This is a genomic window from Paenibacillus aurantius (assembly GCF_032268605.1).
Classification (GTDB): domain Bacteria; phylum Bacillota; class Bacilli; order Paenibacillales; family NBRC-103111; genus Paenibacillus_AO; species Paenibacillus_AO aurantius.
In genome coordinates this window covers 5,099,430-5,126,026 of sequence record NZ_CP130318.1, presented here as the reverse complement: position 1 = coordinate 5,126,026, position 26,597 = coordinate 5,099,430, and the positions used below count along the sequence as shown (strand labels likewise).

Below are 26,597 nucleotides of genomic sequence, written 5' to 3'. Positions count from 1 at the left end.
TAATTTAAACCACTGAAAAGAAAGGTTGGCAGGAATGAAACTTACCGGATTGCCTCCAAAGCAGGGATTGTACGATCCGCAGTTCGAGCATGACGCATGCGGAATCGGGTTCGTAGCGAACATCAAGGGAAGACCTTCACATGAGATCGTCCGCCAGGCGCTAACGGTTCTATGCAACTTGGACCACCGCGGCGGTCAAGGAAGCGAGAGCAATACGGGGGACGGGGCGGGCATTCTGATGCAGATCCCTCATTCCTACTTCAGCCGGGCTTGCGGGGAGCTCGACATCTCCCTTCCGGAGCCGGGGGCTTACGGGGTGGGAATGGTTTTCCTGCCTCAGGATGAAGAAGCCCGTCAGGCAAGCGAGATCCTCTTGGAGAATATCGTGAGGGAGGAAGGCCAGCTGGTACTTGGCTGGAGAACCGTACCCGTGGATAATTCGACGTTGGGCGAGTCGGCCGTTTCGGCGGAGCCCTGCGTGCGCCAGATCTTTATCGGGGCGAATGGCTTGGCGGAGGACGACCTGGCCTTCGAACGCAAGCTCTATGTTATCCGCAAGCGGTCCGAGCATGCGATCCGTCAAGTGCAGGGAGCCGAATCCTTCTACTATGCGAGCTTGTCCTCCCGGACGATCGTCTACAAGGGAATGCTGACGCCCGAGCAAGTGGACCATTATTATACCGAGCTGCAGGACCCGTCCCTCGAATCGGCCCTTGCGCTCGTTCACTCCCGTTTCAGCACGAACACCTTCCCGAGCTGGGAGCGTGCTCATCCTTACCGCTATCTGATACATAACGGGGAAATCAACACCCTGCGCGGCAACGTCAACTGGATGCGTGCCCGCCAGGCCGTGTGCGAGACCGATTTGTTCGGAGAGGACTTCAAGAAGCTGATCCCGATCATGGAAGAAGAGGGCAGCGACTCCCAGATTTTTGACAATGTGCTCGAGTTTCTGATGCTGTCCGGGCGTTCCCTGCCTCATGCGGCCATGATGATGATTCCGGAGCCGTGGTCGAAGCATGAATCGATGGATGCCGCCAAAAGAGCCTTCTACCAATACCACAGCTGCCTCATGGAGCCGTGGGACGGACCGGCTGCCATCTCCTTCACGGACGGCCGGCAGATCGGTGCGGTGCTGGACCGCAACGGGCTGAGACCGGCCCGTTATTACGTCACGAGCGACGACCTGATCGTCCTCGCGTCCGAAGCGGGCGTCATGAACATCCCGCCGGACCGCATCGTCCGCAAAGACCGGCTCCAGCCGGGCCGGATGCTTCTGGTGGACACCGTGGAAGGCCGCATCGTAGCGGATGAAGAAATCAAGGAGCGCATCGTGGGCGAGCACCCTTACCAGGAATGGCTTCAAGAGTACCTGGTCTCGCTCGAGGACCTGCCGGAAGCGGGCGAAGTACCGGGAGTCGATCACGACACGGTGCTGCAGCGGCAGCTGGCGTTCGGCTACAGCTTCGAGGTGCTGCGCAAAATTCTCGAGCCCATGGCGAAGAACGGCGTGGACCCGATCGGGTCCATGGGCAATGACGCCCCGCTCGCGGTGCTGTCCGACCGGCCCCAGCTGCTCTACAACTATTTCAAGCAGCTGTTCGCCCAGGTGACCAACCCGCCGATCGACTCCAACTTCGAGGAGATCATCACGGCCCAGGAGACGACCATCGGGGCCGAGGGCAACCTCATTCAGCCGGCGCCCGAAAGCTGCCGCCAGATCCGGATCAAGACGCCGATCCTCACGAACGACGAGCTGGCGAAGCTGAAGCACGTGTCCCGCCAGGGCCACAAGGCAGTCACGCTTTCGATGCTCTATCCGGTTGCCGACGGGGCGGCCGGGCTGGAGCAGGCGCTCGAGGAGCTGTACGCGGAAGCGGACCGGGCGATCGCGGACGGAGCCACGCTTCTGATCCTGTCCGACCGCGGCATCGAGGCGAGCCGGGCGGCCATTCCGGCGCTGCTCGCGGTTTCCGGAACCCACCATCACCTCATCCGCGAAGGAACGCGCACGAAGGTGGGGATTGTCGTCGAGTCGGGCGAGCCGCGCGAGGTGCATCATTTTGCCCTGCTGATCGGCTATGGGGCGGGGGCCATCAACCCTTACCTCGCGCTCGAAACGCTGGATGACATGATCCGGCAGAACCTGCTTAAGGACACGACCCACGAGAAGGCCGTGTACAACTATATCAAAGCCGCTACCAAGGGAGTCGTGAAGGTGCTGGCGAAGATGGGCATTTCCACGATCCAGAGCTACCGCGGCGCCCAGATTTTCGAGGCGATCGGCCTGAACCGGGCGCTTGTCGATAAGTATTTCACCTGGACGGCTTCCCGCGTCGAAGGAATCGGCCTGGATGTCATCGCCCGCGAGTCGGAAATGCGGCATGAGCGTGCGTTCTCGCCGCAGGAAGGCGTGGATCCCGTCCTGGATACGGGGGGCGACCTGCAGTACCGGGTGAACGCGGAGGAGCATCTGTATACGCCGGAGACCATCCATGCCCTGCAGACGGCCGTGCGCACGAACAACTACAGCATGTACAAAACGTTCGCCGGCTTCCTCCAGCGGGATTCCGAGAAGCAGTTCAACCTGCGCGGGCTGTTGAAGTTCAAGAAGAACCGCCGTCCCGTGCCGATTGAGGACGTCGAGCCGGTGGAAGAGATCTTCAAGCGCTTCAAGACCGGTGCGATGTCGTACGGCTCCATCTCGAAGGAAGCCCATGAAGCGCTCGCCATCGCCATGAACCGCATCGGCGGCCGCAGCAACACGGGCGAGGGAGGGGAGCACCCCGACCGCTTCACACCGGATGCGAACGGCGATCTGCGCCGCAGCGCCATCAAGCAGGTGGCGTCGGGACGCTTCGGCGTGACGAGCAGCTATCTCGTCAATGCCGACGAGATCCAGATCAAGATGGCGCAGGGCGCGAAGCCGGGCGAAGGCGGCCAGCTGCCGGGCACGAAGGTGTACCCGTGGGTAGCCGAGGTCCGCGGCGTGACGCCGGGCGTAGGCTTGATTTCGCCGCCGCCGCACCATGACATCTACTCGATCGAGGATCTGGCCGAGCTGATCCACGATCTGAAGAACGCGAACCCGCGGGCCCGCATCAGCGTCAAGCTGGTGTCCGAGGTCGGCGTGGGCACCATTGCCGCCGGCGTGGCCAAGGGCAAGGCCGACGTCGTGCTCATCAGCGGCTACGAGGGCGGCACCGGGGCGTCTCCGCAAACGTCGATCCGCCACGCGGGCCTGCCTTGGGAGCTCGGCCTCGCCGAGACCCACCAGACGCTCGTGCTGAACGACCTGCGGAGCCGCATTACGGTGGAGACCGACGGCAAGCTGCTGACCGGCCGCGACGTCGTGGTCGCCGCCCTGCTCGGAGCCGAGGAATTCGGCTTCGCGACGACGCCGCTTATCGGGCTCGGCTGTATCATGATGCGCGTCTGCCATCTCGATACATGCCCGGTCGGCGTGGCGACGCAGAATCCGGAGCTGCGCAAGCGGTTCGCGGGCGATCCGCAGCACGTCGTGAACCTGATGCATTTTATTGCCCAGGACGTACGCGAGCTTATGGCGGAACTCGGCTTCCGCACCATCGAGGAGATGGTGGGAAGAACCGATGCGCTGGAGCCGAAGCAGGCGGTCGCCCACTGGAAGGCGAAGGGCGTCGACCTGAGTGCGCTGCTGCACCGTCCGGACGTGCCGGATAGTGTGGGACAGTTCTGCAGCCAGGAGCAGGATCACCGGTTGGACCGTTCGCTCGATATGACGCGGCTGATTCCGATCAGCAAGCCGGCGCTCGAGAACAAGGAGCACGTTCATGCGATCCTGCCGATTCATAACACGAACCGCGTCGTCGGGACGATTCTCGGCAGCGAGGTGACCCGCCGCTATGGGCTCGAGGGGCTGCCGCACGACACGATCCGTCTGCATTTCAACGGATCGGCGGGGCAGAGCTTCGGCGCCTACGTGCCGAACGGCATCACGCTTTCGCTCGAAGGCGACGCCAACGACTATGTCGGCAAGGGCCTCTCGGGCGGCAAGCTCGCGATCTTCCCGCCGGAGCGCTCCTCCTTCGTTCCCGAGGAGAACATCATTATCGGGAACGTGGCGTTCTACGGGGCGACGAACGGGGATGCGTACATCCGCGGCCGCGCGGGCGAACGGTTCTGCGTGCGCAACAGCGGCGTGCGCGCCGTTGTCGAGGGCGTGGGCGACCACGGCTGCGAGTACATGACCGGCGGACGCGTGGTCGTGCTGGGCCCGACGGGACGGAATTTTGCCGCAGGGATGTCGGGCGGGATTGCGTACGTCTACGACGCCGACGGCCAGTTCAGGAGCCGCTTGAACGCCGAGATGGTGCACGTCGAGCCGATCACGGAGTTCTATGAAGTAAATGAAGTCCGGACCTTGATCCGCAATCATCATAAATTCACCAGCAGTACGGTCGCACACCGCATTCTTGAGAACTGGGAAGAGGAAGTCTTCAACTTCGTGAAGGTCATTCCGAAGGATTATAAGCGGATGTTCGAAGCGATCGAGCGGGGCAAAAAAGCCGGGCTCGACAACGACCAGGCGATCATGGTCGCCTTCGAGGAAAATACGAAGGACGTTTCCCGCGTAAGCGGAAACTAGAGAGGAGCGGAGGAGAACAATGGGTAAACCGACAGGATTTCTAGAATACAAGCGCGAAGTTCCCAAGGAAGACGATCCGCTTCTTCGGGTAAGCCATTACCGGGAATTCCACGAGCGTATGCCGGAGGAGAAGCTTCGCGTGCAGGGAGCACGCTGCATGGACTGCGGCATCCCGTTTTGCCACACGGGCAAGCTGATCAGCGGAATGGCTTCCGGCTGCCCGGTGAACAACCTCATTCCCGAGTGGAATGACCTGGTGTACCGCGGCCAGTGGAGGGAAGCGCTCGACCGGCTGCACAAGACGAACAATTTCCCGGAATTCACCGGACGCGTCTGCCCCGCTCCTTGCGAAGGCTCGTGTACGGTGGGCCTGAACGATTCGGCCGTTACGATTAAGACGATCGAGCGGAGCATCGTGGACAGAGGCTTCGACGAAGGCTGGATCGTTCCCGAGCCGCCGGAGAAACGCACCGGCAAGAAGGTGGCTGTCATCGGCTCCGGCCCGTCCGGACTCGCCGCCGCGGCCCAGCTGAACAAGGCCGGCCACAGCGTGACGGTGTTCGAGCGCAACGACCGCATCGGCGGTCTGCTCATGTACGGCATCCCGAACATGAAGCTCGACAAGAAGATCGTGCAGCGCCGGATCGGCCTGATGGCCGCGGAGGGCGTGACCTTCATCACGAACACCGAGGTCGGGGTGAACTACCCGGTGGAGCGGCTGAAGGAAGAATTCGACGCCATCGTGCTTTGCGGCGGAGCCACGAAGGGCCGCGACCTTCCGATCGAGGGCCGCGAACTGAAGGGCATCCATCTGGCGATGGAGTTTCTGCACAAGAATACGAAGAGCCTGCTGGATTCGAATCACGAGGACCAAGCGTACATCTCGGCAAAGGATAAGGACGTGATCGTCATCGGCGGCGGGGACACGGGGACCGACTGCGTGGGCACCTCCATCCGCCACGGCTGCAAGTCCGTGACCCAGTTCGAGATCATGCCGAAGGCCCCGGAGAAGCGGGCGGCGAACAACCCTTGGCCGGAATGGCCGAAGGTGTACAAGATGGATTACGGCCAGGAGGAAGCCGCAGCCAAATTTGGCGGCGACCCGCGCCAGTACCTCATCAACACGAAGAAATTCGTTGGCGATGAGAACGGGAACCTGAAGGAGCTGCACACCGTGCTCGTCGAGTGGAAGAAGGACGACAACGGCCGCTTCTTCCCGGCGGAAGTTCCGGGCAGCGAGAAGGTCTACCCGGCACAGCTCGTGCTTCTGGCTATGGGCTTCCTCGGACCGGAGAACCAGCTGCTCGACCAGCTCGGCGTCGAGAAAGACGAGCGCTCCAACGCGAAGGCCGAGAAGGGCAAGTACGCCACGAACGTAGAGGGCGTCTTTGCCGCCGGCGACATGCGTCGCGGCCAGAGCCTCGTCGTCTGGGCGATCAACGAAGGCCGCGAGGCGGCGCGCGAGTGCGACCGGTTTTTGATGGGCGCGACGAATTTGCCGTAAGCCCGGCCCGTTCCGGCGCCCGAAACACGGCGGGTGGGCGTGATCCGCTCCTAGCGTTAGCCCCACCTGCGCCAGGCGAAACCCATAACCCAAAGACCCGAAGCGGCTCCTAACGGAGAAGCTTCGGGTCTTTTTGGTGTTGGGGAGGGAAGCGGGGGTAAGCCCCCGTTATCCCTGGTAAATGGCTTATTTCTTGGCCGCGAGCCAGTCCGCCAAGGCGGAGATCTCGTCCGGCTTCAGCTTGCTGCCGAAGGCCGGCATGCCGTTGCCCCCGTTCGTGATCTGGGCGGTAATCTGGTCCTTGGATTTCCGTCCCCCTACCTTCGTCAGGTTAGTGTTGCCGCCCATGCGGCCCTCCAGGTTGTCCCCGTGGCAGGTTACGCAGTTCGCTTTGTAAACGGCTTGGGCATCCACCGTAGCGCCGCCGGTCGTACCCCCTGGCGTAGCGGCGCCGCCTCCGGGGCTCGGACTTGCTCCCTGCTTATTCCCTCCGCAAGCGGAGAGGGACAGAGCGAGAAGAACGGATACGGATAGGCCGGCCCATCTGCTTTTTGACATCATGAATGATTAACCTCCTTGCCAGTTAAGATGGCTAAGTTCTTAGAGCTTCGGTTAGCTTATCCTCTTTTTGTCGTATCATTCATCCCTTACCCTCCGGAGAGGCCTTTCAACCATATAAAAAATAACGGATAAAGAAAACATTCCCGGGCATAATTCCTCCAAAGGCATTACCATCCAGCGAGGAGGTCCAGGCATGGCTGACGAAACAAAAGAACCTACCGGAGGGACACCGGGAGACTCCCCCCGGCGGCCGCCCGATGAATCCCGTCGAAGCTTCCTGAAAGTTTCAGGGGCTGCGGTAGGTGGAGTGGTGGCAGGCGGGGTCATCGGGGGGCTTATCGGGAACGCTATCGGCCGAAAGAACAAGCCCCAGCAAGGGGGAGGCGGCGGAGCGGCACCCGCTCCGGCCAAAGACTTCAACCAGGCGTTAATGTTCTTCACCCAGGATCAGTTCCGGATTGCGGAAGCGGCCGCGGAGCGCATATTCCCGAAGGATGATCTGGGACCGGGCGCCAAGGAACTCGGCGTCGCCTATTTCATCGACCACCAGATGGCCGGGCAGTACGGCATGAACGGGAAGGACTACATGATGGGTCCCTTCTCCAAGGCGGAAGCCACCCAGGGCTATCAGGCGAGCTTTAAGCGGCATGAGCTGATCACCATGGGGCTCGAGGCTCTGAACGAGTACAGCCAGAAGAAATATTCCGTGAACTTTCCGGAGCTGAAGGAAGATCAGCAGGATGAGGTGCTGACAGCCTTTGAGAAGGGACAAGGGGTGCTGCTGAAGGATGTGCCGGGCAGCCTGTTCTTCAACCTGTTCCGGTCGCTTACGATTGAGGGAGCTTATGCGGATCCGCTGTACGGCGGAAATAAGGGCATGGGGGGCTGGAAGATGAAGGGCTATCCGGGAGACCAGATGGCTTACATCGACAAGATCGAGAAGGATGGCTTCATCAAGATGGATCCCGCCAGTCTGCATGATCATATGGGACATTAACCGTTAAGGAGAATTTAAGGAGGGATAACCCATGGCTACCAAATTGCCCAAGGTTCCGGTCGTCATCGTCGGGATGGGCTGGGCGGGAACGATTATCGCGTCGGAGCTGACGAAGGCGGGAACGAAGGTCGTCGGCCTGGAGCGCGGCAAAAACCGCAGCACCCAGGACTATTTCATGGTTCACGATGAGCTTCGCTATGCTCAGCGGTATGAAATGATGCAGGACCTTTCCCGGGAAACCATCACGTTCCGTAACACTGAGAAAGTGAAATCGCTGCCGATGAGGTCTTACGGTTCTTTCCTGATGGGAGACGGGCTTGGAGGCGCAGGAATTCACTGGAACGGGCAAAATTTCCGCTTCCTCCCGTATGATTTCGAGATCTACTCGAAGACGGTGGAGCGCTACGGCAAGAAGAAGATCCCGGACGGGATGCAGCTGCAGGACTGGGGCATAACCTATGACCAGCTGGAGCCTTATTTCGATAAGTTTGAGAAAATGGCGGGCATTTCCGGTGAGAAGGAACAGAATCCGATGGTGGGTAAGCGCTCCGCCCCTTTCCCGGTTGGTCCGATGAAGAAGTCGCCGATGATGAAAATGTTCGAGGACGCCTCGAAAAAGCTCGGGTTTCACCCTTATGTGATCCCTTCCGCCAATCTGGCGGACGCCTACACGAACTCGGACGGCATCTCCCGGGCGGCCTGCCAGTACTGCGGGTTCTGCGAACGCTTCGGCTGTGAATACGGAGCGAAGGCGGACCCGGTCGTTACCGTGCTGCCCGTCGCCCAGAAGACCGGGAATCTGGAGGTTCGTACGTTCTCGAACGTAATCCGGGTGCTGCACACCGGGAGCAAGGCGACCGGCGTCGTGTATGTCAACACGATGACCGGGGAGGAATTCGAGCAGCCTGCGGACGTGGTCGTTCTGACGAGCTATGTCTTTAATAACGTGAGACTGCTGCTGACCTCCAAGCTCGGCAAACCCTACGACCCGCAGGCCGGTACCGGGGTCATCGGCAAGAACTACGCCTACCAGATTGTCGGCGGCCAGACGGTCGGCTACTATGACGACAAAGAATTTAACCTGTACATGGGAGCGGGTGCCCTGGGCAGCGCCATTGACGATTTCAACGGGGATAACTTTGACCATGGGAGCTTGAATTTCCTCCATGGGGCGAACATTCGGATCACCCAGACGGGCATGAGACCCATCGCCAATAACCCGACTCCGAATGGAACGCCCAAATGGGGCAAAGCTTTCAAGCAGGCGTCCATCAAGTACGCGAACCGCAATCTCGTTGTAGCGACCCAAGGGTCGAACATGGCGTGGAGGCATCATTATCTGGACCTGGATCCTACTTACAAGGATGTATACGGTCTGCCGCTGCTTCGCCTGACATACGACTTTGAGGACCAGGACAAGGAATTGGTTAAGTTCATGGCTACCAAAACCAGTGCGATCATGAAGGAAATGAAGCCGACCAAGCAGGAAACGGCCAATGTCATCACGACCTACAACATCGTCCCGTACCAGTCCACTCACAATACGGGCGGGGTCATCATGGGAGCCGATCCGGGCACTTCGGCGGTAAACAGCTACCTGCAGATGTGGGATGCGGATAATGTCTTCGTGGTCGGAGCTTCGGCTTTCCCGCACAACAGCGGATACAACCCGACGGGGACGGTGGGAGCGCTCGCGTACCGGGCGGCCGATGGTCTTCTCCAGTATTTGAAAAAAGGCGGAGGCTCGCTCGTCTAGAAACGGAGGGATGCAGCATGGAAGCGAAGGAGATGGTGGGGCATCTAACCGAGCTCCGGCGGAGGCTGCTCATTGCCGCGGCGTGGTTCCTGCTGATGCTGGTGGCGGGACTGTATGTCTCGCCCCATCTGCTGCGGTACATCCAATCGCAGCCTGCCGCGGTTCCCATCGAGTGGAACGTGTTCGGCTTTACCGACGGACTGGCCATCTATATGAAATGCGCGTTTGTCTTTGCGGCTTTGTTTACCCTCCCGGTGCTTATGTACCAGGTCTGGCATTTTGTCCGGCCGGGTCTCACGGAAGAAGAAGCCAGGGGAACGCTCCTGTACGTGCCCGCCTCGTTCGTGCTGTTCGGGATTGGACTTACGTTCAGCTACCTCGTGGCGTTTCCCATGATGGTCGGCTTCATGAAGAAGCTGAACGGCAGCATCGGAGCGGTGGAAACGTACGGGATCGACAAATACTTCACGTTCCTGTTCCACACGGTGGTCCCGCTCGGCTTTGCCTTCGAGATGCCGCTTGTGGTGCTCTTCCTGACCCGGCTCGGGCTGCTGACGCCCGAGCGGCTGAAGGCTACACGCAAATATGCTTACGTGGGACTGGCCGTGCTCGGCACCTGCATTTCGCCGCCGGATTTCGTTTCCCATCTGTCCGTGACCATTCCGCTTATTCTGCTGTTTGAGGTTAGTACGGCCGTGGCGGGAAGGTACTACCGCCGCCGTTTGTCGGCTGTCCCCACTCCATGAAAGGAGGTAAACCATGTTTAACAACATAGGCATTTCCGGCCTGGTGATCATTCTGCTCATCACCCTCGTCGTATTCGGGCCGTCCAAGCTGCCGCTCCTCGGAAGAGCGGTAGGCGACACCTTGCGGGAGTTCCGCAATTCCACCAAAGGAATGGTGGAGGAAGCGACGCTGGAGGAAGGCAAGACGGAGAAGAAGACTTGGGAATAGGGGAATAGGGAAGCTTAGGCTTCCTGTGAAGACCGGTCTCCTCGGAGGCCGGTTTTTTCGCATTTTAACAAATTCTTCAAGCTGCCGTAATGCGGCGCATACAATCCTTTTCTACAATTTAACAAATAGGCTTGTCTTCTAATTCTGGAAAAGGAGACCGGTTAGTAGGAAGAAAGGGAAGGGTGAATAATGGTCAAGCGTAAGATTTTGAGCATGTTTCTGTCGCTAAGTGTTCTGGTTACCGGATTTCCGCTGGCCGGAACGGTCCCCTCGGTTAGCGCCTCGGCCGCTCAGCCGTATCTGTTGATAACGGAGCTGGTTGCCAACTCCAAATCGGCTCCAGGCGGGACGAGTGAGGCTTATGAGTTTATCGAGGTGTACAACAATAGCAGCCGCACGGTTAACATGAAGGATTACAAGGTCGTTTACGATTATTACGACAACCGGACTCCGCTGGAGTGGGATATGGCGGACGACCGCCCGCTCGCCCCCGGAAAGACGATGGTTCTGTGGAACCTCACCGATCCGGCGACCAACGGCGGAATAACTTACGACTTGGAAAAGTTTAACGCTATGTATGGAACGAATCTGACCGATGCCCAGGTGGCGGTCTTTCATTCCGGAGGGATGGCCAACAAAGGCGGCCGCAGCTTGTCCATCGCCCCGGATCACGGCCTGAACCGGATCTCGACGGCAAGCTACAACGGACCTACCTCCGACGACAGCACGGATGATGCGGACGGCAAGAGCGTCACCTACGGACCTCCTGCAGAGGGGACGAGCCGGATGACTAAGCTCGCCTCCAAGCAGGTGCCGACACCGGGAACGCTTGTGGCCGGTCAAACGCCTGGACAGCCGATCGAGCTTCCGGAGGATTATTTCGAGCCGGTCATCCAGCACAGCCGGCCCTTTGCTAACATGGAGGTCCAGGATTTGACCATTTCCGCCTCCGTCTACGAGGAAACCCGGCTCGACTCCGTCACGCTTTATTATGAGACGGATAAACAAGACACTTATACGTCAGTGCCGATGAGTGTGACAGGTGCCGCTTATTCCGCCGTCATTCCCCAGGCCGTTCTCCAGGGAGCTTCTTCTCTGAAGTATTACCTGGAGGCGTCGGACGGCACCCACGTCACCCGTCTGCCGGAACAGGCGGATCAAACGTTTGACATTTCCATTTTCGAAGCCTTGGATTACACCAAGCTGCCCGACCTGCTTATTACCGAGATCGTGCCGAACCCGGACAGCGCTCAAACCTATGAGTACATAGAGGTTTATAACTCGACGGATCAGCCCGTTAACTTGAAGGACTATAAACTGAAATATATCTATCCGAATAATACCTTCAAGGACTGGGATCTGGATGAGGACAGGCTGCTGGCTCCGCAGCGCAGCATGGTGCTGTGGATTAACAACCTGGCAAGCCAGGGCAAAACCTTGGCTGATTTCAACGCCAACTTCGGGTCCGCCGTCACGGAAGACCAGATCATGCGCACCACTCCTAACGATGGGATGATCAATTCGGACAAACGGACCTTGGCCATCGTCACCGACACCGGGCTCGAGATCAGCCGCGCCTCCTACAATGACGGAGAAGTGATGAACGAAGCCGTCAGCAAGAAAGGGATCGGCTACGAGTATCCGAAGGACGGAACCAACGTCATGATCAAGCAGGGCTACGGCCTGACGGCCAGCCCGGGGAGTGTAACCGCGAGCCAAGTGCCCGGCCAGCCGAAAACTCTGTCCGCGGATGCCACCGCTCCGGTGATTTCACACACCCCGCCTTTTGCCATGACTCCTCCCGTGGATATTATCTTGAAGGCAGGGGTAACGGATGACAGCAGCATCAAGCGGGTCACGTTCTACCATAAAGCGAAGGAAGAGGACACCTACCAAGGGGAGAACCTGGAGAGGGACGCGGAAGGGAATTATACGGCCAAAACCATTTCCTTCTACGACCTGCTGAAAACGAAGGCTCTGGAGTATTATTTCGAAGCCACCGACGGGCGGAATATGATATCCAGCCAGGCTCAAAATGGCGGCAAGCCTTATTCGATCACCATTCAGCACGAAGAAGTGGATCCGCTAACCTTGAATGTTAAGGACGGGGACTTCCTGTCGGGAACCCGTAACCTGCTCGGGGCGAGCAGCGATGAGAATGAAGCGACCAGCCTCTGGATCGATGGGGTCCAAGTGCCCGCGGTGGACAAGATGGTCCGTTCCGCTACCTTCGTCATGGAAGTGGACGGCTTCAACAAAGGCTACAAGAACGGTGTTCTCGCCGGGAACAAGGTGCTGAAGGTATTCGATGAGAGCATCACCGGCAACCGGCTGGTGACGGTCGATATTCCGGCAGAGGAGCTAAAGGCGGGCGCCAATGTCTTCTCCGTTTCCTCGGGCAACCGGGTGGATCCTCTCGATACGACGGACAACAACGATGATTTCAGCATTCAGAACGTCCGCCTGGTGCTTCCTGACGGGACGGTCATCCCGGTGGAGTCCACCAAGATCAAAATCGGGAACGGCACTTATGCCGACGGACCGATTACCAAAATCTCGCTTGGCGACGGGTCTTTCAACGACCAGACGGCCAAGGAGCGCGCGGACATGACGTTTACCATCCCGGAATCCAAGCTGACCGGCCGGTCCTACGATTGGGATACGAGCCGGGTGGCAGAGGGCGGGCACCTGGTGGCTCTGCAGGTGGACGGGACGACTCCACTGAAGCAGATCACAGCGAACGTCATCGTGGACAACACCAAGCCGGCGTTTACCTCCCTGTCCATTGAGGATAACAAGGCTTACCGCGGCGAAATCACCTTCTCGGCGGAAGCCTCGGACGACCGTTCCGGCGTGGCCGGGATCAAGGGCAAGCTGGATGGGCAGGAGATCGCGGTGCCGATGACGGCCCCCAACCTGTCGCTCACGCCGGGTGCCCACCAGGTTGAATTCATCGTAACGGATAAGGCGGGCAATGAATTCAGCCGGACGGTGCCGTTTACGGTGCTGCAGGAGCATCCTTACCAGCCCGAGAATCCAGCACCCGCACAGGGCGAGACCGGGGTGGACCGCAACGCGAAGCTTGGGGTAACGGTCAGCGACCCGACCGGAGATCCTCTGAACGTAAGCTTCTACAAGGCGTATCAGTATGATTTTACGGATAACACCGCAAAGCAGGCCTTCTCGAACGGCTCGGACCGGGAGCCTCCTCTGGAGCTTGCCCCGGCGGGAGAGGTTCCTTTCAGCCAGGAAGCGATGAATTCGGTTAAGGCGGTGGACGGGCAGTATTTTACGACCGACTACAACGAGAAGTTCCCTTACCAGCGCTTCGAATTCACGGTAGCCGATGATTTGACGGGGATCGAGCAGGTAGAAGTGCTGTGGCGCGGCCATTCGAAGCCGGACCGGCAGGTCACGCTCTACACGTGGAATCATACAACGGGGAAATGGCAGGCCGCCGCTTCCGGGGTAGGGGAGCAGGATTTCACCCTGAAGGCCAATGTAAGCGTTGCGGACATGGTCAAGGACGGCAAAATCGACGTGCTGGTGCAGGATCTGGTGCCGTCTCCGGACGATTATGATTTTGCTTTTGCGTGGATGAGTGATACCCAGTATTACTCCGAGAGCTGGCCGCAGACGTACAAAACGATGACCCAATGGATCGCCGACAACCATGTCGAGAAGAAGATCGACTATGTGGTTCACACGGGAGACATCGTGGACAACTATGATGTGCCGGAGCAGTGGGATGCCGCCGATGCGGCGATGAAGGTGCTGGACGATGCCCGTGTTCCTTACGGGGTCGTAGCCGGGAACCATGACGTGAACCATGTCGAGGCCCGCTACAACGAATATTGGGACCATTTCGGCCGCCAGCGCTTCGAGAACAACCCTTGGTACGGCGGAGACTTGAACAACAACCGTGACCACTACGACCTGATCTCGTCCAAAGGCAACGACTTCATTATCCTGTATCTGGGCTGGTCCATTACGGATGAGACGATCCAGTGGGCGAACGATGTTCTGAAGCGGTACCCGGACCGCAATGCGATTATCGCCACCCACGAATACATCGCCCCGGGCGGCTTCTATGCCGGACAAGGGGAGGACCTGTGGAAGAAGCTCGTGGCGAAGAACCAGAACGTCTTCCTGGTGCTCTGCGGCCATATTCACGGCGTCGCCTATAACGTCAAGCATGCGGAGGACGGACACGCCGTCATCGAGATGCTGATGGACTACCAGTCCGGACCGGAGGGCGGACTTGGCTATATGCGCCTTCTGCAATTCGACATGGACAACAAGCAGATGCTCGTCAACACCTACTCGCCGAAGCTGGATGACTACATTTACTTCGACGACAAGCCGGAATCGGAGGAGTTCAGCCTCCCGATCAACCTGAAGCCGATTGCGAAGCAGGTGGCAACGGATTATATCGGGGTGAATGTGTACACGGACGAGCTTATCGGGGAGCGTAAGAACGTCAAGAGCGGCGAACGCGCCGAAGTGCCGTGGAATCTGGACAAGCCGTCAAAGATGTACCATTGGTATACGACGCTCGCCGATGATTTTGGCGGGTATACCCGGTCGGATCTTTACGAGTTCACGACGGAGGCCTTTGAACCCGGCAGCGGAAACGGCGGCGGGAATGACAACGGCAACAACGGCAATAACGGTAATAACGGCAGCAACGGCAACGGTAGTGGGAATGGCAGCAGCAACGGCAATGGAAACGGCGGAGGGACCGGCGAGGGCAGCGGCAAGCCGAATCTTCATACGGTGAAGCCGGAGGAGCTCAAGCAAGCGGAAGGTAAACCGATGATCGCCTTGCCAGAGGGTAAGGTTGGGGTTTCCCTTCCGGCCCGTGCTGTCGAATCGATCGGAGAGCACGGCTCGCTTACCTTGGCCAAAGGAGAGCTGAAGCTCACCCTTCCGGCGTCTGTCCTCGCCTCGGCGGCCTCTCTGCTTCCGGCAGGGGAGCTGGATTCCGCCAGCCTGGAAGTGCAGGTTAAACCGGTGGAGTCCGCTTCCAAGCCCGGACTTAAGCCGTCCGGAAGCACCTATGAGCTGACGATCGAAGCCGTGTCGAAGGACGGGAAAGCCTACCGGCTGTCCCAATTCTCCACGCCGGTTACGATCACCCTCCCGGCTGATTTAACGGACAGTCCGAAGCTTGCGGGCATCTATTACATCGATGCCGACGGACGCTTCGAGCGGATTGGGGGCACCTACAAGGACGGGGCCTATACGGCTGAACTGAGTCATTTCAGCACGTACGGAGTCTACGAATACACCAAAACCTACAAGGATGTTCCTGCGGCTCATTGGGCCTTCCCGATGATTCAGCAGCTATCCTTCCAAGAAATTGTTCAGGGTGTGACGGACGACCGGTTTGCACCGGAGCAGCAGGTCACCCGGGCGGAATTTGCCGCCCTGCTCGTCCGGGCCCTAGGCCTTAAGGCGGACCCGGCTTCCAAGCTTCCTTTCTCGGATGTGAGAAGAGAAGACTGGTTTGCGGAACCCGTGCTGGCCGCCTACGGAGCGGGCCTGATCGAAGGAGTCAGCGCTTTGGCATTCGATCCGAACCGGTCCATCTCCCGGGAGGAGTTGGCAGTTATGACGGTAAGGGCGCTGGAGAAGAAGCAGGGACGCGCGCTTGCGGAAGGGGTTCTGCCTTTCGGGGACAAAGCGGAGATCAGCGGCTGGGCACAGGCCGCTATTGCCAAAGCCTCGGTCGCCGGCATTCTTGACGGCCGGGCCGAAGGCAGGTATGCGCCCAAAGGCAGCGCCACCCGCGCGGAAAGCGCCAAGCTGATTCTCAGCCTGGTGGAACGGCCATGATCCGGGCGATCCGGTATGCGGCATCGATTCTCTTCGCCGTCCTCCTAATGGCGGGGACGGTGGGGAATCCCGCTCGGGTCCAGGCCCATATCGGGACGATCGGATACTCGGAGATCCGTGCGGCGGACCATACCCTGTCCTATACCCTCCACCTGGAGGCGAGGGAGGTAGAGCAGTGGGTAACGATCCGCAGCCGGAAGACCGTTGTCATCGACCCGGATTCGACGGCTAAGCCGGACGGCCCCTCGTGGACGGATTCGGACCTGCTGAGGATGATCGGAGAGACGCTGGAGGTAACGGCGGACGGACAGAAGGGCCGGGTGGACCTGAAGGCTTCCTCGGTCGACAAGAAGAACGGGATCGACATGCTGACGCTTCAGCTGGAATATCCGTTCCCCAAGCCGGTTGGGGAATATAAGGTCAACTATCACTTCTTCTATGATCTCGATGACCCGCAGCATCAAAATTTCGTCACTCTGTGGGAAAACGGAAAGCAGGTGCAGAGGGTATTCAACAAGGACCTGAGGGAGATTAAGCTTACACCATCCGGAGCCGAACAGACGACAGCGGCTGCGTCTAAGCCCGAGAAGGAGCTTTCCTCCCATGCAAAAGCCGGCGGGTCCTGGACCATCACTTTCCGCGACTTCTTCGTGACGGGAGTCAGGCATATCTGGACGGGCTATGATCATCTGCTGTTCCTTCTCGGGCTGCTCATTCTGAAGCAGAGCACAAAAGCGTACATCCGGATCGTATCCGCTTTTACAGTAGGGCACAGCGTCACACTCGCCCTTGCCGCTCTGGATATCGTCCGCGCGCCGCTTTCGGTCATCGAGCCGCTGATTGCCTTGAGCATCGTCTTCATCGCCGTGGAGAACCTCTGGTTCAAGCGGCACGGGCACCGCTGGCTGATCGCCCTTGGGTTCGGCTTCATCCACGGGTTCGGATTCGCGGACATTCTGCATGGAGCCCTCGGGGAGCATTACTTGTCGGCCTTGCTCTCGTTCAATCTGGGTGTGGAGGCGGGCCAGCTGGTCGTGCTGGGAGCCCTGCTGCCGCTTCTTCTCTACCTGAGACGGGTAACGTGGTACCCGCGGGTCCTCTATGCGGCCTCCGGCCTCATTGCCTTGATGGGCACCTATTGGTTCATCGGACGAATAGCCATCTAAGCTCGTAAAAAGAAAAAGGTACCCGCCGGCTTACGCTGTAAGCCGAGGGTACCTTTTTGGCGTGGTGGGAACCAAACCGGCTGCAGGCATCGCTTCCCGCCTGGCCGCCAAACCGGTCGAATTTGAAGCAGAGGCCTCGTCCGGCTGAGAACCATGGCGTCTGGGGGAACAGCAGCCGCGTCTGACCGGAAATCCCGGCCGGATGGAGAGGCAGAAGCCATGCGCGCGCCAAACCGGTCAACCGGATGGAGGGGCAGCCTTAACCGGAAATCCCCTCCGGACCGGCGTAGGGACCAGCTGGCTTAAGGACTCGGCTGCCCCTCGGTCTCCCGCCATTGCTCCATCGCCTTGTGAAGCCGCCTCATGGCCTCCTCGACCATGGAGCGTGGGCAGCCGGCGTTCAGGCGCATGAAACCTTCTCCTCCCGGACCGAAGGCTGTGCCCGCATTCAACCCGAGTCCCGCTTTATCGGCCAGGAAACGCGCGAGCTCGCGGTCGTTCATGCCGAGCCGGCGGAAGTCCATCCACAGCAGGTAGGTGCCCTGGGGGATGTTCACGCTTATCTCCGGAAGGTGTTCGCCCACATAGCCGCGGATGTAATCCAGGTTTCCTTTTACATAGGGGAGGAGGGCGTCGAGCCATTCGCTTCCCTCCCGGTACGCCGCTTCCGCAGCGGCCATGCCGAGCGGGGTGATGGAGCCGAGGAAGAAGCGCTGGATTTCCTTGCGGAACCTGTTGCGCAGCCCAGCATTCGGTATGATGATATTCGCGGTATTAAGCCCAGCGATGTTGAACGTTTTGCTGGGTGCGGTACAGAGGAACGTCCGGGAGGCGGCATCCGCCGAAAGAGAAGGGTACGGAATGTGCGAGCCGGGCTCGTGGACGAGGTCGGCGTGAATTTCGTCCGACACGACAAGCACGTTGTAGCGGCTGAGCAGCTCCTCCAGCCTCGTCAGCTCCTCCCGGGACCAGACGCGTCCGACGGGGTTGTGCGGGCTGCAGAGGAGAAACATCCGGATGTCCCCGCCGGAGAGCTGCTTCTCCAGATCCTCGAAATCCATCGTATAGCCGCCGTCTTCCCCGAGCTTCAAGGGATTCAGGGCCACCCTCCGGCCGTGTCCATCCACCACCTTGAAGAAGGGAGGATAGACCGGCGACTGCACGACAACGGCATCCCCGGGCTCCGTGAAGGCCTGAACGATAAGGCCCATGGCCGGAACGACACCGGGACAGTGCTGGATCCACTCCGGCTCGACCGGATAGCCATGACGGGTGCGCATCCAGCCGGCAAGCGACGCCTTGTAGGAATCCGTCGGATACGTATACCCGAGCACCCCGTGGTCCACACGGGAATGGAGGGCTTTAAGGACCGGCTCGGGTGCGGCAAAATCCATGTCCGCCACCCACATCGGAAGAATATCGGACGCTCCGAACAGGGAAGCCGCCTGGTCCCACTTCTCGGAGGCGGTCAGCTTGCGGTTAATCGGGTTATCAAACTTCATGAGTGTCTCTCCTATAAGAAAGATTGGTCCTCTCCCCGGGCAGGCAGGACCTTGCACTTCCTAGTATAGACATAACCGGTTCCCAACTCCACAGGCCTCCAGCCCTTCTTTACTGCAGCGGCTCGGGGGCCTTTTCCCCGGGCGGGTAGCCCGTCGTGATCTCCGTGAACAGGTTCTTCTGCGCGGGTTCTTCTCCTTGACGCCTACTCATCGGAAAGCGTTGCTCCAGAAGCTTCTCCATATCCGCCAAGGTCAGCGGCCGGGCGTGAGGAAAGAGCTCGTACCCGAGCTCTCCGTTATCCTCGATCGTTCCGTTCTTGATGTCCTCGATTCGGGAGAGCCCGGCCATCCGAAGCCTTTTTTCGAGGTCATCCACAGAGATTCGTAGGATTTCAAGGTTGCGGGTCAGAAGGCGGCCTTCTTGAATAACCGTTACCGCTTTGCCTTTGAGAAGGGTCTCGGCCCGGTTCCAGTGGACGGTCAGCCATTCGAGTCCTGTCAGGAAAACGACGAAAACCGCGACGGCGGCTAAGGAATACCTCACCCCTTTGCCGCCCACTTCGGAGCCCAGAACCGTACCGATCATGAGCAGGATGGTGATTTGCGGGGGAGCCATTTGGGCAATGGATTTCCGTCCCGCCAGTCTAAGGAGAATGACGCCCGCCACAGCAAGCACCAGGGAGCTTCCGATAATCGTCCACATAACCGTTTCCTCCTTTTGGATGGGGTTAGGTTCCCCGGATTCCTTTCGCCCCATCCATTTTTCCCCATGAGGTGCCGTTGTCACATCCGCATCGCCTCTCTCTTCTTCTTACGTTAGCGTGCTATACTGGTCTTACTACCGATTAGTGGAAGGGAGTCAGTGCTTTTGTTTCGGATTATGCTGGTGGAAGACGACGAGAGAATCCGCTCCATCGCGGCGGAAACCCTTCGCAAATGGCAGTACGAGGTGATCGAGCTAACCGCCTTCGGCCAGGTCAAGGACGATTACGAACGGCATCAGCCCCATCTGGTTATTCTGGATATCAACCTGCCGGTGTACGACGGGTTTCATTGGTGCCAGCAGATCCGCTCGGTGTCGAAGGTGCCGATTCTGTTCCTGTCTTCCCGCAGCGAGAACCTCGACATCATTATGGCCATCAACATGGGCGGAGACGATTTTATCCAGAAGCCGTTCGACCTCGGGGTGCTGGTGGCGAAGGTAAGCGCCCTGCTTCGCCGCAACTATATGTATCAGGAAGAGAGCCAGAAATGGAGCCACCGGGACTTGAGCTTCCATCTGTCCAACTCCACCGTCGAGTATGGGGGGCGGACGGCCGAGCTGTCGCGCAATGAATTCATCCTTATGCAGGCGATGATGCGCCGCATCGGCCGGATCGTTTCCCGCGAGGACCTGATGCAGGCGCTTTGGAACGACGACCAGTTTGTGGACGACAACACCCTGACCGTTAATGTCAACCGCCTCCGGCGCAAGCTCTCGGACCTCGGCCTCGAGTCCTTCATTGCCACACGCAAGGGAATGGGGTATATCATCGAATGAGCATCCTCCGGTTTCTGCGTTATGAATGGCCTTATCTCTTCCTGTATGGAGGCGGCCTGTTCCTGACCGTTGCCGTGGTTTACGCGGAGTCCCCGGCCGCCATAAGCTGGACAGGCTTCCTTTATCTTCTGATGCTCCATGGCTTGCTGCTAGCTGCTTTCGTGGCATTCAGGTATGGGCAAGCGCTCAAAGCGATCCGCCTGCTGGGGGAGGAAGACCACGAACCGATGTCCATGGAAGCGGAGGCATACGGGGAGGTTCTGGAGGCGAGGGAACGGGAACACATTCTGGAGCTAAACGAGATGCAGGAGAAGCAAAGGGAATACCACGATTTCATCGTCTCCTGGTTTCATGAGATCAAGACCCCCATCTCCGTTCTCCGCCTTATGCAGCAAACCGAGGTGGACAAGGCAGGCTTGGAGCAGGAGCTGTCGCGCATCGAGCATTATGTGGACCAGGCGCTCTATTATGCTAAGCTCGACAGCTTCAGCCAGGACTACCGGATTGTTCCCTGCGAGCTGGAGCCGCTTGTGAAAGAGATCGTGAAAGCCCGCGCGACCGCCTTTATTTCCCGCCGGATCCGGCTTCAGCTGGACGTAGGTGGACTAACGGTCCAAAGCGACCCCAAGTGGCTCCGGTTCATTGTGGATCAGCTCGTGTCGAACAGCCTTAAGTATACAAGTGCAGGGGGAACCGTCCGCATAACCGGTCATTCGGCATCCGACGAGAAGCAGCTTATCCTTCGCGACAGCGGAATCGGAATCGATCCGGAGGACCTGCCCCGAATCTTCAACCGGGGCTTTACGGGGGCCAACGGGCGCAGCTTCAGCCAATCCACGGGGATGGGCCTCTACCTGGCCCAGGAGCTGTCGGTTAAGCTGGGGCATTACTTGACCTGTTCCTCGGTGCCGGGTGAGCATACCGAAATGAGGATTCATTTTCCTAAGAACAGCGACCGGTACTTGGACACGCTGCGAAGCGGGAAGGACGGAGGAAGGGGAGGGACCGATAAGGCCTTATCCAGCAAAGGAAGCTCCGCTTCTCTTGTCGGACGGAGATAAACGAAAGTAAACAACCCTGCGGTGCACGGTCACTGCAGGGTTGTTTTTGGCGTATAAAGAAGGGGGCGGCTGCCTGTGTCAAGCGGTCCGCCCGCTTGCGATTTTGTAGTACAGGCTGCTGGAGGAGAGGTAGAGCAGGGCATAGAGGAGGAAATAAGCCCCGAGGGTCCCCCAGACGAGAGCGCTTATGTTGGGATAATCCTTGACCGAATCGACGATGTAGGTTTTGATGATCAGTCCGCTGTTCATCAAACCGAGGGCGAGCGGCGGCAGGAAGACGAAAAGCAGCTGCTTGCGGATGACGCTTTTCATCTGGCGCTGCTCCACACCCATTTTGCGCAGGATGGTGAAAGACGGCCGGGCTTCCGTGGCTTCCCGCAGCTGCTTGAAGTAGATGACGCTCGCCAGGGCGAACAGGGCGATAAGCGCGAGGAAAGCCCCGGAGAACAGCATGAGCGAGGAACCCTCGATCTGCCTGGAATAAACATCCGCAAAGGAAGAGTAGTAGGCTCCCGGGGTTTCCGTTACGGCCGCGTGCAGCTTCTCTGACAGCTTCTCCGCTCCTTTGGCGTTCCCGATCTGGTACAGGTGAAAGGTCCGGTGGGGAGCCTTGCCCGCCAGCTCCCGATAAGCTTCGTCGGATACGACGAGCACGGCGGGCTTCTTGAGCATGGACGAAGCCGGATCCGTAGCCCAGCCGAGAAGGGCATAGTCCTTTTTCTCGACTAAGGTGAAGGAGGTCTCCGTCTGGGCATTCACCCGGAAAGGCGGCTCCCCGCCTGAAGGATAACGCTGCGGAAAATCGGAGCCTTGGGCCAAAGCGGCCGCCTGCTTCCCTTGAAGCTGAACCGACTGGCCGTCTCCCCGCATCGCGGCGATCTCGTTGTAAGCCGACTGGCTCACGAGCAGAACCTTGGGGAGGTAATACTCCGGATTCTCGAAGGCCGTATCCAGACTCGTGACCGGTTCGGTCTCCAATGCTTCCAGGGTGCGGTGCTTCTTCACGGGATGGCCCTCTTCCTCCATGAGAAGGGCAAGCCTGTCGGGAAGGGCAGGGTCCTGCGCCTCGAAGGCGACATCATTGGGCAGGTTTTGCCCAACCGCCTGGAATTGCACCGTGTAATTGATCGAGACGAAGCACATGAGCATGATCAGGACCGTGCTGAACAGGGAAATGAAGCTGAGGTTCAACGTGTTCCCCCGGATCTGGAACCGGAGGGCGGCCGTCCACAGGACGGTATTGCCCTCATGGTAGCCTTTTCTGCGGCTGACCAGCCGGAGAAGCCAGCCGGCAAACTGACGGAAGAACAAGTAAGTTCCGGCGATGATTCCAATCGTGCAGGCAATCAGACTTGCGGACGTATAGTCCTGCCACATGACCGAGCCTTTGCCGCTTGCCAGGAGGAGATAGGAGGCCGCCAGCATGGCCGCAGATAGGATCGCCCAAGGGGCCGACACGGCTACCGGCTTCTCGCTCCGGGCTTTGGCGTGAAACAGATCAATGAGCTGAACCCGGCGGACCATGAAGAAGCTCTGGATGCTTATGATCACGGCGAGCAGCAGGAAGACGCCGGCGGTGGACCCGACCGCCTCTAATGGAAAGGACAGGGAGACGGCCTGCTCGTAGTCCATCAGGTTCATCAGCAGCATCCCGAACAGCTTGGACAGAAGGCCCCCTAGCAGAATGCCGGCGGCAAGCGAAACCGCTCCGATCGTGAGCGTTTCATAGAAGATCATCAGGGTAACCTGTTTCTCGCTCATGCCGTACAGCAGGTACATGCCGAATTCCTTTTTGCGCTGCCTCATGAAGAACGAGTTGGCATACAGGATGAAGAAGACGATGAACAGGAAGATCACCACCGATGCGATGGTGACGCCCGTTTGAAAGTTCTGGCGGGCCTTCAGAGCGTTGAGAATATCTTCGTTGTACATCAGTGACGAGAACGTGAAATAAATAAGGACGCCCGTAATCATGGAGAACAGGTAGACGGAATAGAGGCGGAAATTGCGCCGGACGTTTCTCAGCGTGAGGTCCAAGAGGCTCATCGGATCCCCCCTCCAAGCAGGCTTTGGGTTTCGAGGATGCGGTCGTAGAAAACTTTCTGGCCGATTTCGCCGGCATACAGCTCATTCACGATAACCCCGTCCCGCAGAAAAATGACCCGTTTGCAGAAGCTCGCGGCATAGACGTCATGGGTCACCATGAGGATGGTCGTCCGGAAGCTTTCGTTCAGGGCGGCGAGCTCTTCGAGCAGCTGAGTGGCGGCACGGGAGTCGAGCGCCCCGGTCGGCTCATCCGCAAAGACGACGGACGGCTTGGTGATGATGGCCCGCGCACAGGCGGTACGCTGCTTCTGGCCACCTGACAGCTCAGCCGGGTATTGGCCGAGGAGGCCGTCTAGGCCAAGCGCTTTCGCGATGGGGCCGAGCCGGGCTTCCATCTCGGTTTCCGCGACTTTCTGAAGGGAGAGGGGAAGCAGGATGTTTTCCTTGACGGTCAGAATGTCGAGCAGGTTATAGTCCTGGAAGATAAAGCCCATCCGCTCCTGGCGGAACCGGCGGAGCTCCTTCCGGCTTAAGGAAAGCAGGGACTTGTCCTCCAGCCGGACTTCTCCTCCCGACAGCCGGTCGATGGTGGAAAGGACGTTCATCAAGGTGGATTTGCCGGATCCGGACGGGCCCATGATGGCCGTGAATTCGCCGGAAACGACCGTAAGGTCGATATTTTTCAGAACCAGGGTTTTGCCGTAGCTTTTGGTCAGATGGCGTGCTTGGATAACGGGGGTTCGGGTTGTGGTCATAGCGCTTCTTCCTCCTTCTTCCTCTACTATAGAGGACAGGGGCGGATGGTTCCATCGATCGGGAAGACAGGCAGGTGACGGTTTTGTCACTTTGGCTTTTTTCGGAAGTAGGGCTCTGCGCTGACATTCCGGCACGATTGCGCTAGAATAGAAGCATCCATCCCCGTACGTTAGAAGGAGAGCTTATGGACCCCAAAGACATTTTGACGACCGAAGAACTGGAAGCACTTCTGTCTCCGGAGGAACGGGCCTACTACAGAAGCCGGCGTTCCTCCGGAGCTGACGATTCGTGGGTGGGGGAGCTGCTGCTGCGACTCCGCCGGTTGGAGAACAAGGTGGAGCAGCTGACGGCCCGGGTCGAGTGGCTGGAAGCCCGAGGGGAAAGCGCCCCTGCTGCGGAGCCGGCTGCCTCGCCGGTGGAAGTGGAATCCGCTGTCGCGGAAGAGCCGGCTCCCGTTGTCCTATCCCGGGTAGAACGTTATCGGCGGGAACGAAACAAGGGCCGGTAAGCCGGATTCCCTCCCCGGTCCACGTCCGTTCTGCCTCTGTCTGGCTTGGACCTCCCCACGTGAAAGCTAATGCCCCTAACCGAAAAGAACCGGCCTGGAAGCGAACTTCCAGGCCGGTTTTGTTATATTAGATCGAATACGTGCCGATGTCCAATCCGTCCATGATCTGCTGCCGCAGCTCCACGAAACGGGAGCCGTTGCGGTTGCGGGGACGCGGCATGTCCGCCTGCAGCGTTTGGACGATGCGGCCGGGACGCGGGCTCATCACGTAGATCGTATCGGCCAGGTAGACGGCCTCGTCGATGTCGTGGGTGATGAGGAGCATCGTCTTGCCGGTGCCCCGCCACAGCTTGATAAGCTCATTCTGCATCGTCAGCCGCGTAATCGCGTCCAGCGCGCCGTATGGCTCGTCCAATAGAAGCACGTCCGGGTCCATGACGAGCGCCCGGGCGATAGAGGCCCGCTGCTTCATCCCGCCGGACAGCTGGTGCGGATAGTACTTCTCGAAGCCGGACAGGCCGACCTTCTCCAGTATGTCCTTGATCCGGTCCTTGCGCTCCTTCTCCGGAACATCCGCCAGCTCCAGGCCGAAGCCGACGTTTCTCTCTACCGTCCGCCAAGGGTACAGGGCGTGCTCCTGAAAGATCAGGATGCGCCGGGGGTCGGGTTTGGTGATGGTCTCCCCGTTTGCCGTGACCTGGCCGGAGCTCGGCGTCTCCAGGCCGGCGAACATGCGCAGGGCGGTGCTTTTGCCGCAGCCGGAAGGGCCGACAATGGCGGCGAATTCCCCCTGCTTGATCGTCAGGTTAATGTTGGACAGGACCTCCAGCGGTCCGAACGATTTCGTAACGTTTTTCAGTTCCAGGGTCTGCATTATTTACCACTCCCTCCCGATACATAGCGCCAGTGCAGCAGTCGCCGTTTCAGCCGCTCAAGCAGCACCAGATCAATCAGGGCGGCGATCGTGCCGATCACGATGATGCTGATGAGAACGCCCTGCATGTCGGCGATTTCGGAGCGGTAGCTCAGGTAGCGGCCGAGGCCGACCGAAGCCCCGCCGAACATCTCGGCTGCGATTAGGGACCGCCAGGCGTTCCCGAAGGAAAGCTGGGCGCCGGTGACGAGGGCGGGCAGCGATTCGGGTGCGAATACCCGCGTGATCAGCTGCTTGCGGCTCGCGCCCAGTACCCGGGCGAGCTCCAGGTGCGTCTTGTTCACGCCCTCGGTTCCGTTAAGCACGGACAGGGCCATCGGGAAGAAGCTCGCGATGGTGATGATCGTGATGATCGTCTGGCTGCCGAAGCCGAGTAGAATCATGAAGAACGGAACCCAGGTGATGGGCGGAATCGACTGCAGGATGGAGATGAGGCTCCGCAGGTAGACGGCGAAGGTTCTCGAGATTCCCCCGAGCAGCCCGAGCAGCGCTCCGAACAAACAAGCGGTGGGATAGCCGATGGCCAGGCTGTACAGTGAGCTCCACAAGCCCTTGGTGAATTCCGGGTTAGAGAATACCTTCAAGAGCCGGGGAAGAACGGCGGGAATGCCCGGCAGCAGAAAAGGTTTATTCAGCGCCAGGGAGGTTAGCTCCCAAATGGCGAGCAGGGTGCAGACGGCGGCCAGATAGGGCCAGGTTTTGCCGAAGCCCCGGGTGAACGCGTTTCCTTGAGGCTTCTTCGGGGCAGGTATCGAATTGGGTTGTCCAGTATCTTTACTCACGGCGTTAGCTCCCTTTTAGAGATAGGGCCCGCTGACCCGGATTGGGAATCAGCAGGCCCTGATTA

At 59.2% G+C, this 26,597-nt stretch carries 18 protein-coding genes; 11 read left to right on the top strand and 7 right to left on the bottom strand.

Annotation, left to right across the window (positions count from 1 at the left end; translation table 11 throughout):
• Positions 1-34: 34 nt before the first annotated feature.
• Positions 35-4,627 (top strand): glutamate synthase large subunit, encoded by a 4,593-nt coding sequence (gltB, locus tag MJA45_RS23165; RefSeq protein ID WP_315604261.1) that lies wholly within the window; start codon positions 35-37, stop codon positions 4,625-4,627.
• Positions 4,628-4,646: 19 nt separating this feature from the next.
• Positions 4,647-6,131, top strand: coding sequence for a glutamate synthase subunit beta (locus MJA45_RS23160; RefSeq protein WP_315604260.1), 1,485 nt, complete (start codon positions 4,647-4,649; stop codon positions 6,129-6,131).
• Between the two features lie 186 nt (positions 6,132-6,317).
• On the opposite strand, the gene MJA45_RS23155 is transcribed toward MJA45_RS23160, so the two are convergent.
• The gene (locus tag MJA45_RS23155; protein WP_315604259.1) at positions 6,318-6,692 is read right to left on the bottom strand and encodes a c-type cytochrome; all 375 of its coding nucleotides are present in this window, start codon (positions 6,690-6,692) and stop codon (positions 6,318-6,320) included.
• Between the two features lie 193 nt (positions 6,693-6,885).
• Between MJA45_RS23155 and MJA45_RS23150 the strand changes: the two genes are divergently transcribed.
• From MJA45_RS23150 to MJA45_RS23125, 6 genes are all read left to right on the top strand, one after another.
• Positions 6,886-7,689 carry a gluconate 2-dehydrogenase subunit 3 family protein gene (locus tag MJA45_RS23150; protein WP_315604258.1) on the top strand — a complete coding sequence of 268 codons (804 nt, stop codon included), beginning with the start codon at positions 6,886-6,888 and terminating at the stop codon, positions 7,687-7,689.
• A gap of 31 nt (positions 7,690-7,720) precedes the next feature.
• Positions 7,721-9,445 carry a GMC family oxidoreductase gene (locus MJA45_RS23145; protein ID WP_315604257.1) on the top strand — a complete coding sequence of 575 codons (1,725 nt, stop codon included), beginning with the start codon at positions 7,721-7,723 and terminating at the stop codon, positions 9,443-9,445.
• A gap of 17 nt (positions 9,446-9,462) precedes the next feature.
• Positions 9,463-10,191: a twin-arginine translocase subunit TatC gene (gene tatC / locus MJA45_RS23140; RefSeq protein ID WP_315604256.1), complete on the top strand. Its 729-nt coding sequence runs from the start codon at positions 9,463-9,465 to the stop codon at positions 10,189-10,191.
• Positions 10,192-10,204: 13 nt separating this feature from the next.
• Positions 10,205-10,399 (top strand): twin-arginine translocase TatA/TatE family subunit, encoded by a 195-nt coding sequence (locus MJA45_RS23135; protein ID WP_315604255.1) that lies wholly within the window; start codon positions 10,205-10,207, stop codon positions 10,397-10,399.
• A 189-nt stretch (positions 10,400-10,588) separates the two neighbouring features.
• Positions 10,589-16,237, top strand: coding sequence for an S-layer homology domain-containing protein (locus MJA45_RS23130; protein ID WP_315604254.1), 5,649 nt, complete (start codon positions 10,589-10,591; stop codon positions 16,235-16,237).
• A complete protein-coding gene (locus MJA45_RS23125; protein WP_315604253.1) occupies positions 16,234-17,403 on the top strand; it encodes a HupE/UreJ family protein in 1,170 nt (389 codons plus the stop codon). Before MJA45_RS23130 ends, MJA45_RS23125 begins: the two co-directional genes overlap by 4 nt.
• Before the next feature lie 302 nt (positions 17,404-17,705).
• On the opposite strand, the gene MJA45_RS23120 is transcribed toward MJA45_RS23125, so the two are convergent.
• Both MJA45_RS23120 and MJA45_RS23115 read right to left on the bottom strand, forming a co-directional pair.
• Positions 17,706-18,905 (bottom strand): MalY/PatB family protein, encoded by a 1,200-nt coding sequence (locus MJA45_RS23120; protein WP_315604252.1) that lies wholly within the window; start codon positions 18,903-18,905, stop codon positions 17,706-17,708.
• A 109-nt stretch (positions 18,906-19,014) separates the two neighbouring features.
• Positions 19,015-19,608 (bottom strand): DUF421 domain-containing protein, encoded by a 594-nt coding sequence (locus MJA45_RS23115; RefSeq protein ID WP_315604251.1) that lies wholly within the window; start codon positions 19,606-19,608, stop codon positions 19,015-19,017.
• Between the two features lie 165 nt (positions 19,609-19,773).
• Between MJA45_RS23115 and MJA45_RS23110 the strand changes: the two genes are divergently transcribed.
• Both MJA45_RS23110 and MJA45_RS23105 read left to right on the top strand, forming a co-directional pair.
• A complete protein-coding gene (locus MJA45_RS23110) occupies positions 19,774-20,445 on the top strand; it encodes a response regulator transcription factor (RefSeq protein ID WP_315604250.1) in 672 nt (223 codons plus the stop codon).
• Positions 20,442-21,506 (top strand): sensor histidine kinase, encoded by a 1,065-nt coding sequence (locus tag MJA45_RS23105; RefSeq protein WP_315604249.1) that lies wholly within the window; start codon positions 20,442-20,444, stop codon positions 21,504-21,506. The genes MJA45_RS23110 and MJA45_RS23105 overlap by 4 nt, the downstream gene beginning before the upstream one ends.
• Before the next feature lie 78 nt (positions 21,507-21,584).
• On the opposite strand, the gene MJA45_RS23100 is transcribed toward MJA45_RS23105, so the two are convergent.
• Together MJA45_RS23100 and MJA45_RS23095 are read right to left on the bottom strand one after the other, a co-directional pair.
• Positions 21,585-23,552 carry an ABC transporter permease gene (locus MJA45_RS23100; RefSeq protein WP_315604248.1) on the bottom strand — a complete coding sequence of 656 codons (1,968 nt, stop codon included), beginning with the start codon at positions 23,550-23,552 and terminating at the stop codon, positions 21,585-21,587.
• Positions 23,549-24,307, bottom strand: a complete 759-nt coding sequence (locus MJA45_RS23095) for an ABC transporter ATP-binding protein (RefSeq protein ID WP_315604247.1) — start codon at positions 24,305-24,307, stop codon at positions 23,549-23,551. Before MJA45_RS23095 ends, MJA45_RS23100 begins: the two co-directional genes overlap by 4 nt.
• 185 nt (positions 24,308-24,492) lie before the next feature.
• Here MJA45_RS23095 and MJA45_RS23090 point away from each other — a divergent pair, with 185 nt between their 5' ends.
• Complete coding sequence (locus MJA45_RS23090; RefSeq protein ID WP_315604246.1) at positions 24,493-24,816, top strand: hypothetical protein; 324 nt, start codon at positions 24,493-24,495, stop codon at positions 24,814-24,816.
• A 127-nt stretch (positions 24,817-24,943) separates the two neighbouring features.
• Here the strand turns inward: MJA45_RS23090 and MJA45_RS23085 are convergent, their stop codons facing one another.
• Complete coding sequence (locus MJA45_RS23085; RefSeq protein WP_315604245.1) at positions 24,944-25,690, bottom strand: ABC transporter ATP-binding protein; 747 nt, start codon at positions 25,688-25,690, stop codon at positions 24,944-24,946.
• Positions 25,690-26,532 carry an ABC transporter permease gene (locus MJA45_RS23080; RefSeq protein WP_315604244.1) on the bottom strand — a complete coding sequence of 281 codons (843 nt, stop codon included), beginning with the start codon at positions 26,530-26,532 and terminating at the stop codon, positions 25,690-25,692. The genes MJA45_RS23085 and MJA45_RS23080 overlap by 1 nt, the downstream gene beginning before the upstream one ends.
• Positions 26,533-26,597 lie beyond the last annotated feature (65 nt).

Bases quoted from the DNA above. Each gene is read 5' to 3' on its own strand.
- MJA45_RS23115 (WP_315604251.1), bottom strand. From the start codon at position 19,608: ATGTGGACGATTATCGGAAGCTCCCTGGTGCTTGCTGTGGCGGGCGTC.
- MJA45_RS23135 (WP_315604255.1), top strand. From the start codon at position 10,205: ATGTTTAACAACATAGGCATTTCCGGCCTGGTGATCATTCTGCTCATC.
- gltB (WP_315604261.1), top strand. From the start codon at position 35: ATGAAACTTACCGGATTGCCTCCAAAGCAGGGATTGTACGATCCGCAG.
- MJA45_RS23095 (WP_315604247.1), bottom strand. From the start codon at position 24,307: ATGACCACAACCCGAACCCCCGTTATCCAAGCACGCCATCTGACCAAA.
- MJA45_RS23105 (WP_315604249.1), top strand. From the start codon at position 20,442: ATGAGCATCCTCCGGTTTCTGCGTTATGAATGGCCTTATCTCTTCCTG.
- MJA45_RS23090 (WP_315604246.1), top strand. From the start codon at position 24,493: ATGGACCCCAAAGACATTTTGACGACCGAAGAACTGGAAGCACTTCTG.
- MJA45_RS23120 (WP_315604252.1), bottom strand. From the start codon at position 18,905: ATGAAGTTTGATAACCCGATTAACCGCAAGCTGACCGCCTCCGAGAAG.
- tatC (WP_315604256.1), top strand. From the start codon at position 9,463: ATGGAAGCGAAGGAGATGGTGGGGCATCTAACCGAGCTCCGGCGGAGG.
- MJA45_RS23150 (WP_315604258.1), top strand. From the start codon at position 6,886: ATGGCTGACGAAACAAAAGAACCTACCGGAGGGACACCGGGAGACTCC.
- MJA45_RS23130 (WP_315604254.1), top strand. From the start codon at position 10,589: ATGGTCAAGCGTAAGATTTTGAGCATGTTTCTGTCGCTAAGTGTTCTG.
- MJA45_RS23155 (WP_315604259.1), bottom strand. From the start codon at position 6,692: ATGATGTCAAAAAGCAGATGGGCCGGCCTATCCGTATCCGTTCTTCTC.
- MJA45_RS23100 (WP_315604248.1), bottom strand. From the start codon at position 23,552: ATGAGCCTCTTGGACCTCACGCTGAGAAACGTCCGGCGCAATTTCCGC.
- MJA45_RS23085 (WP_315604245.1), bottom strand. From the start codon at position 25,690: ATGCAGACCCTGGAACTGAAAAACGTTACGAAATCGTTCGGACCGCTG.
- MJA45_RS23125 (WP_315604253.1), top strand. From the start codon at position 16,234: ATGATCCGGGCGATCCGGTATGCGGCATCGATTCTCTTCGCCGTCCTC.
- MJA45_RS23145 (WP_315604257.1), top strand. From the start codon at position 7,721: ATGGCTACCAAATTGCCCAAGGTTCCGGTCGTCATCGTCGGGATGGGC.
- MJA45_RS23160 (WP_315604260.1), top strand. From the start codon at position 4,647: ATGGGTAAACCGACAGGATTTCTAGAATACAAGCGCGAAGTTCCCAAG.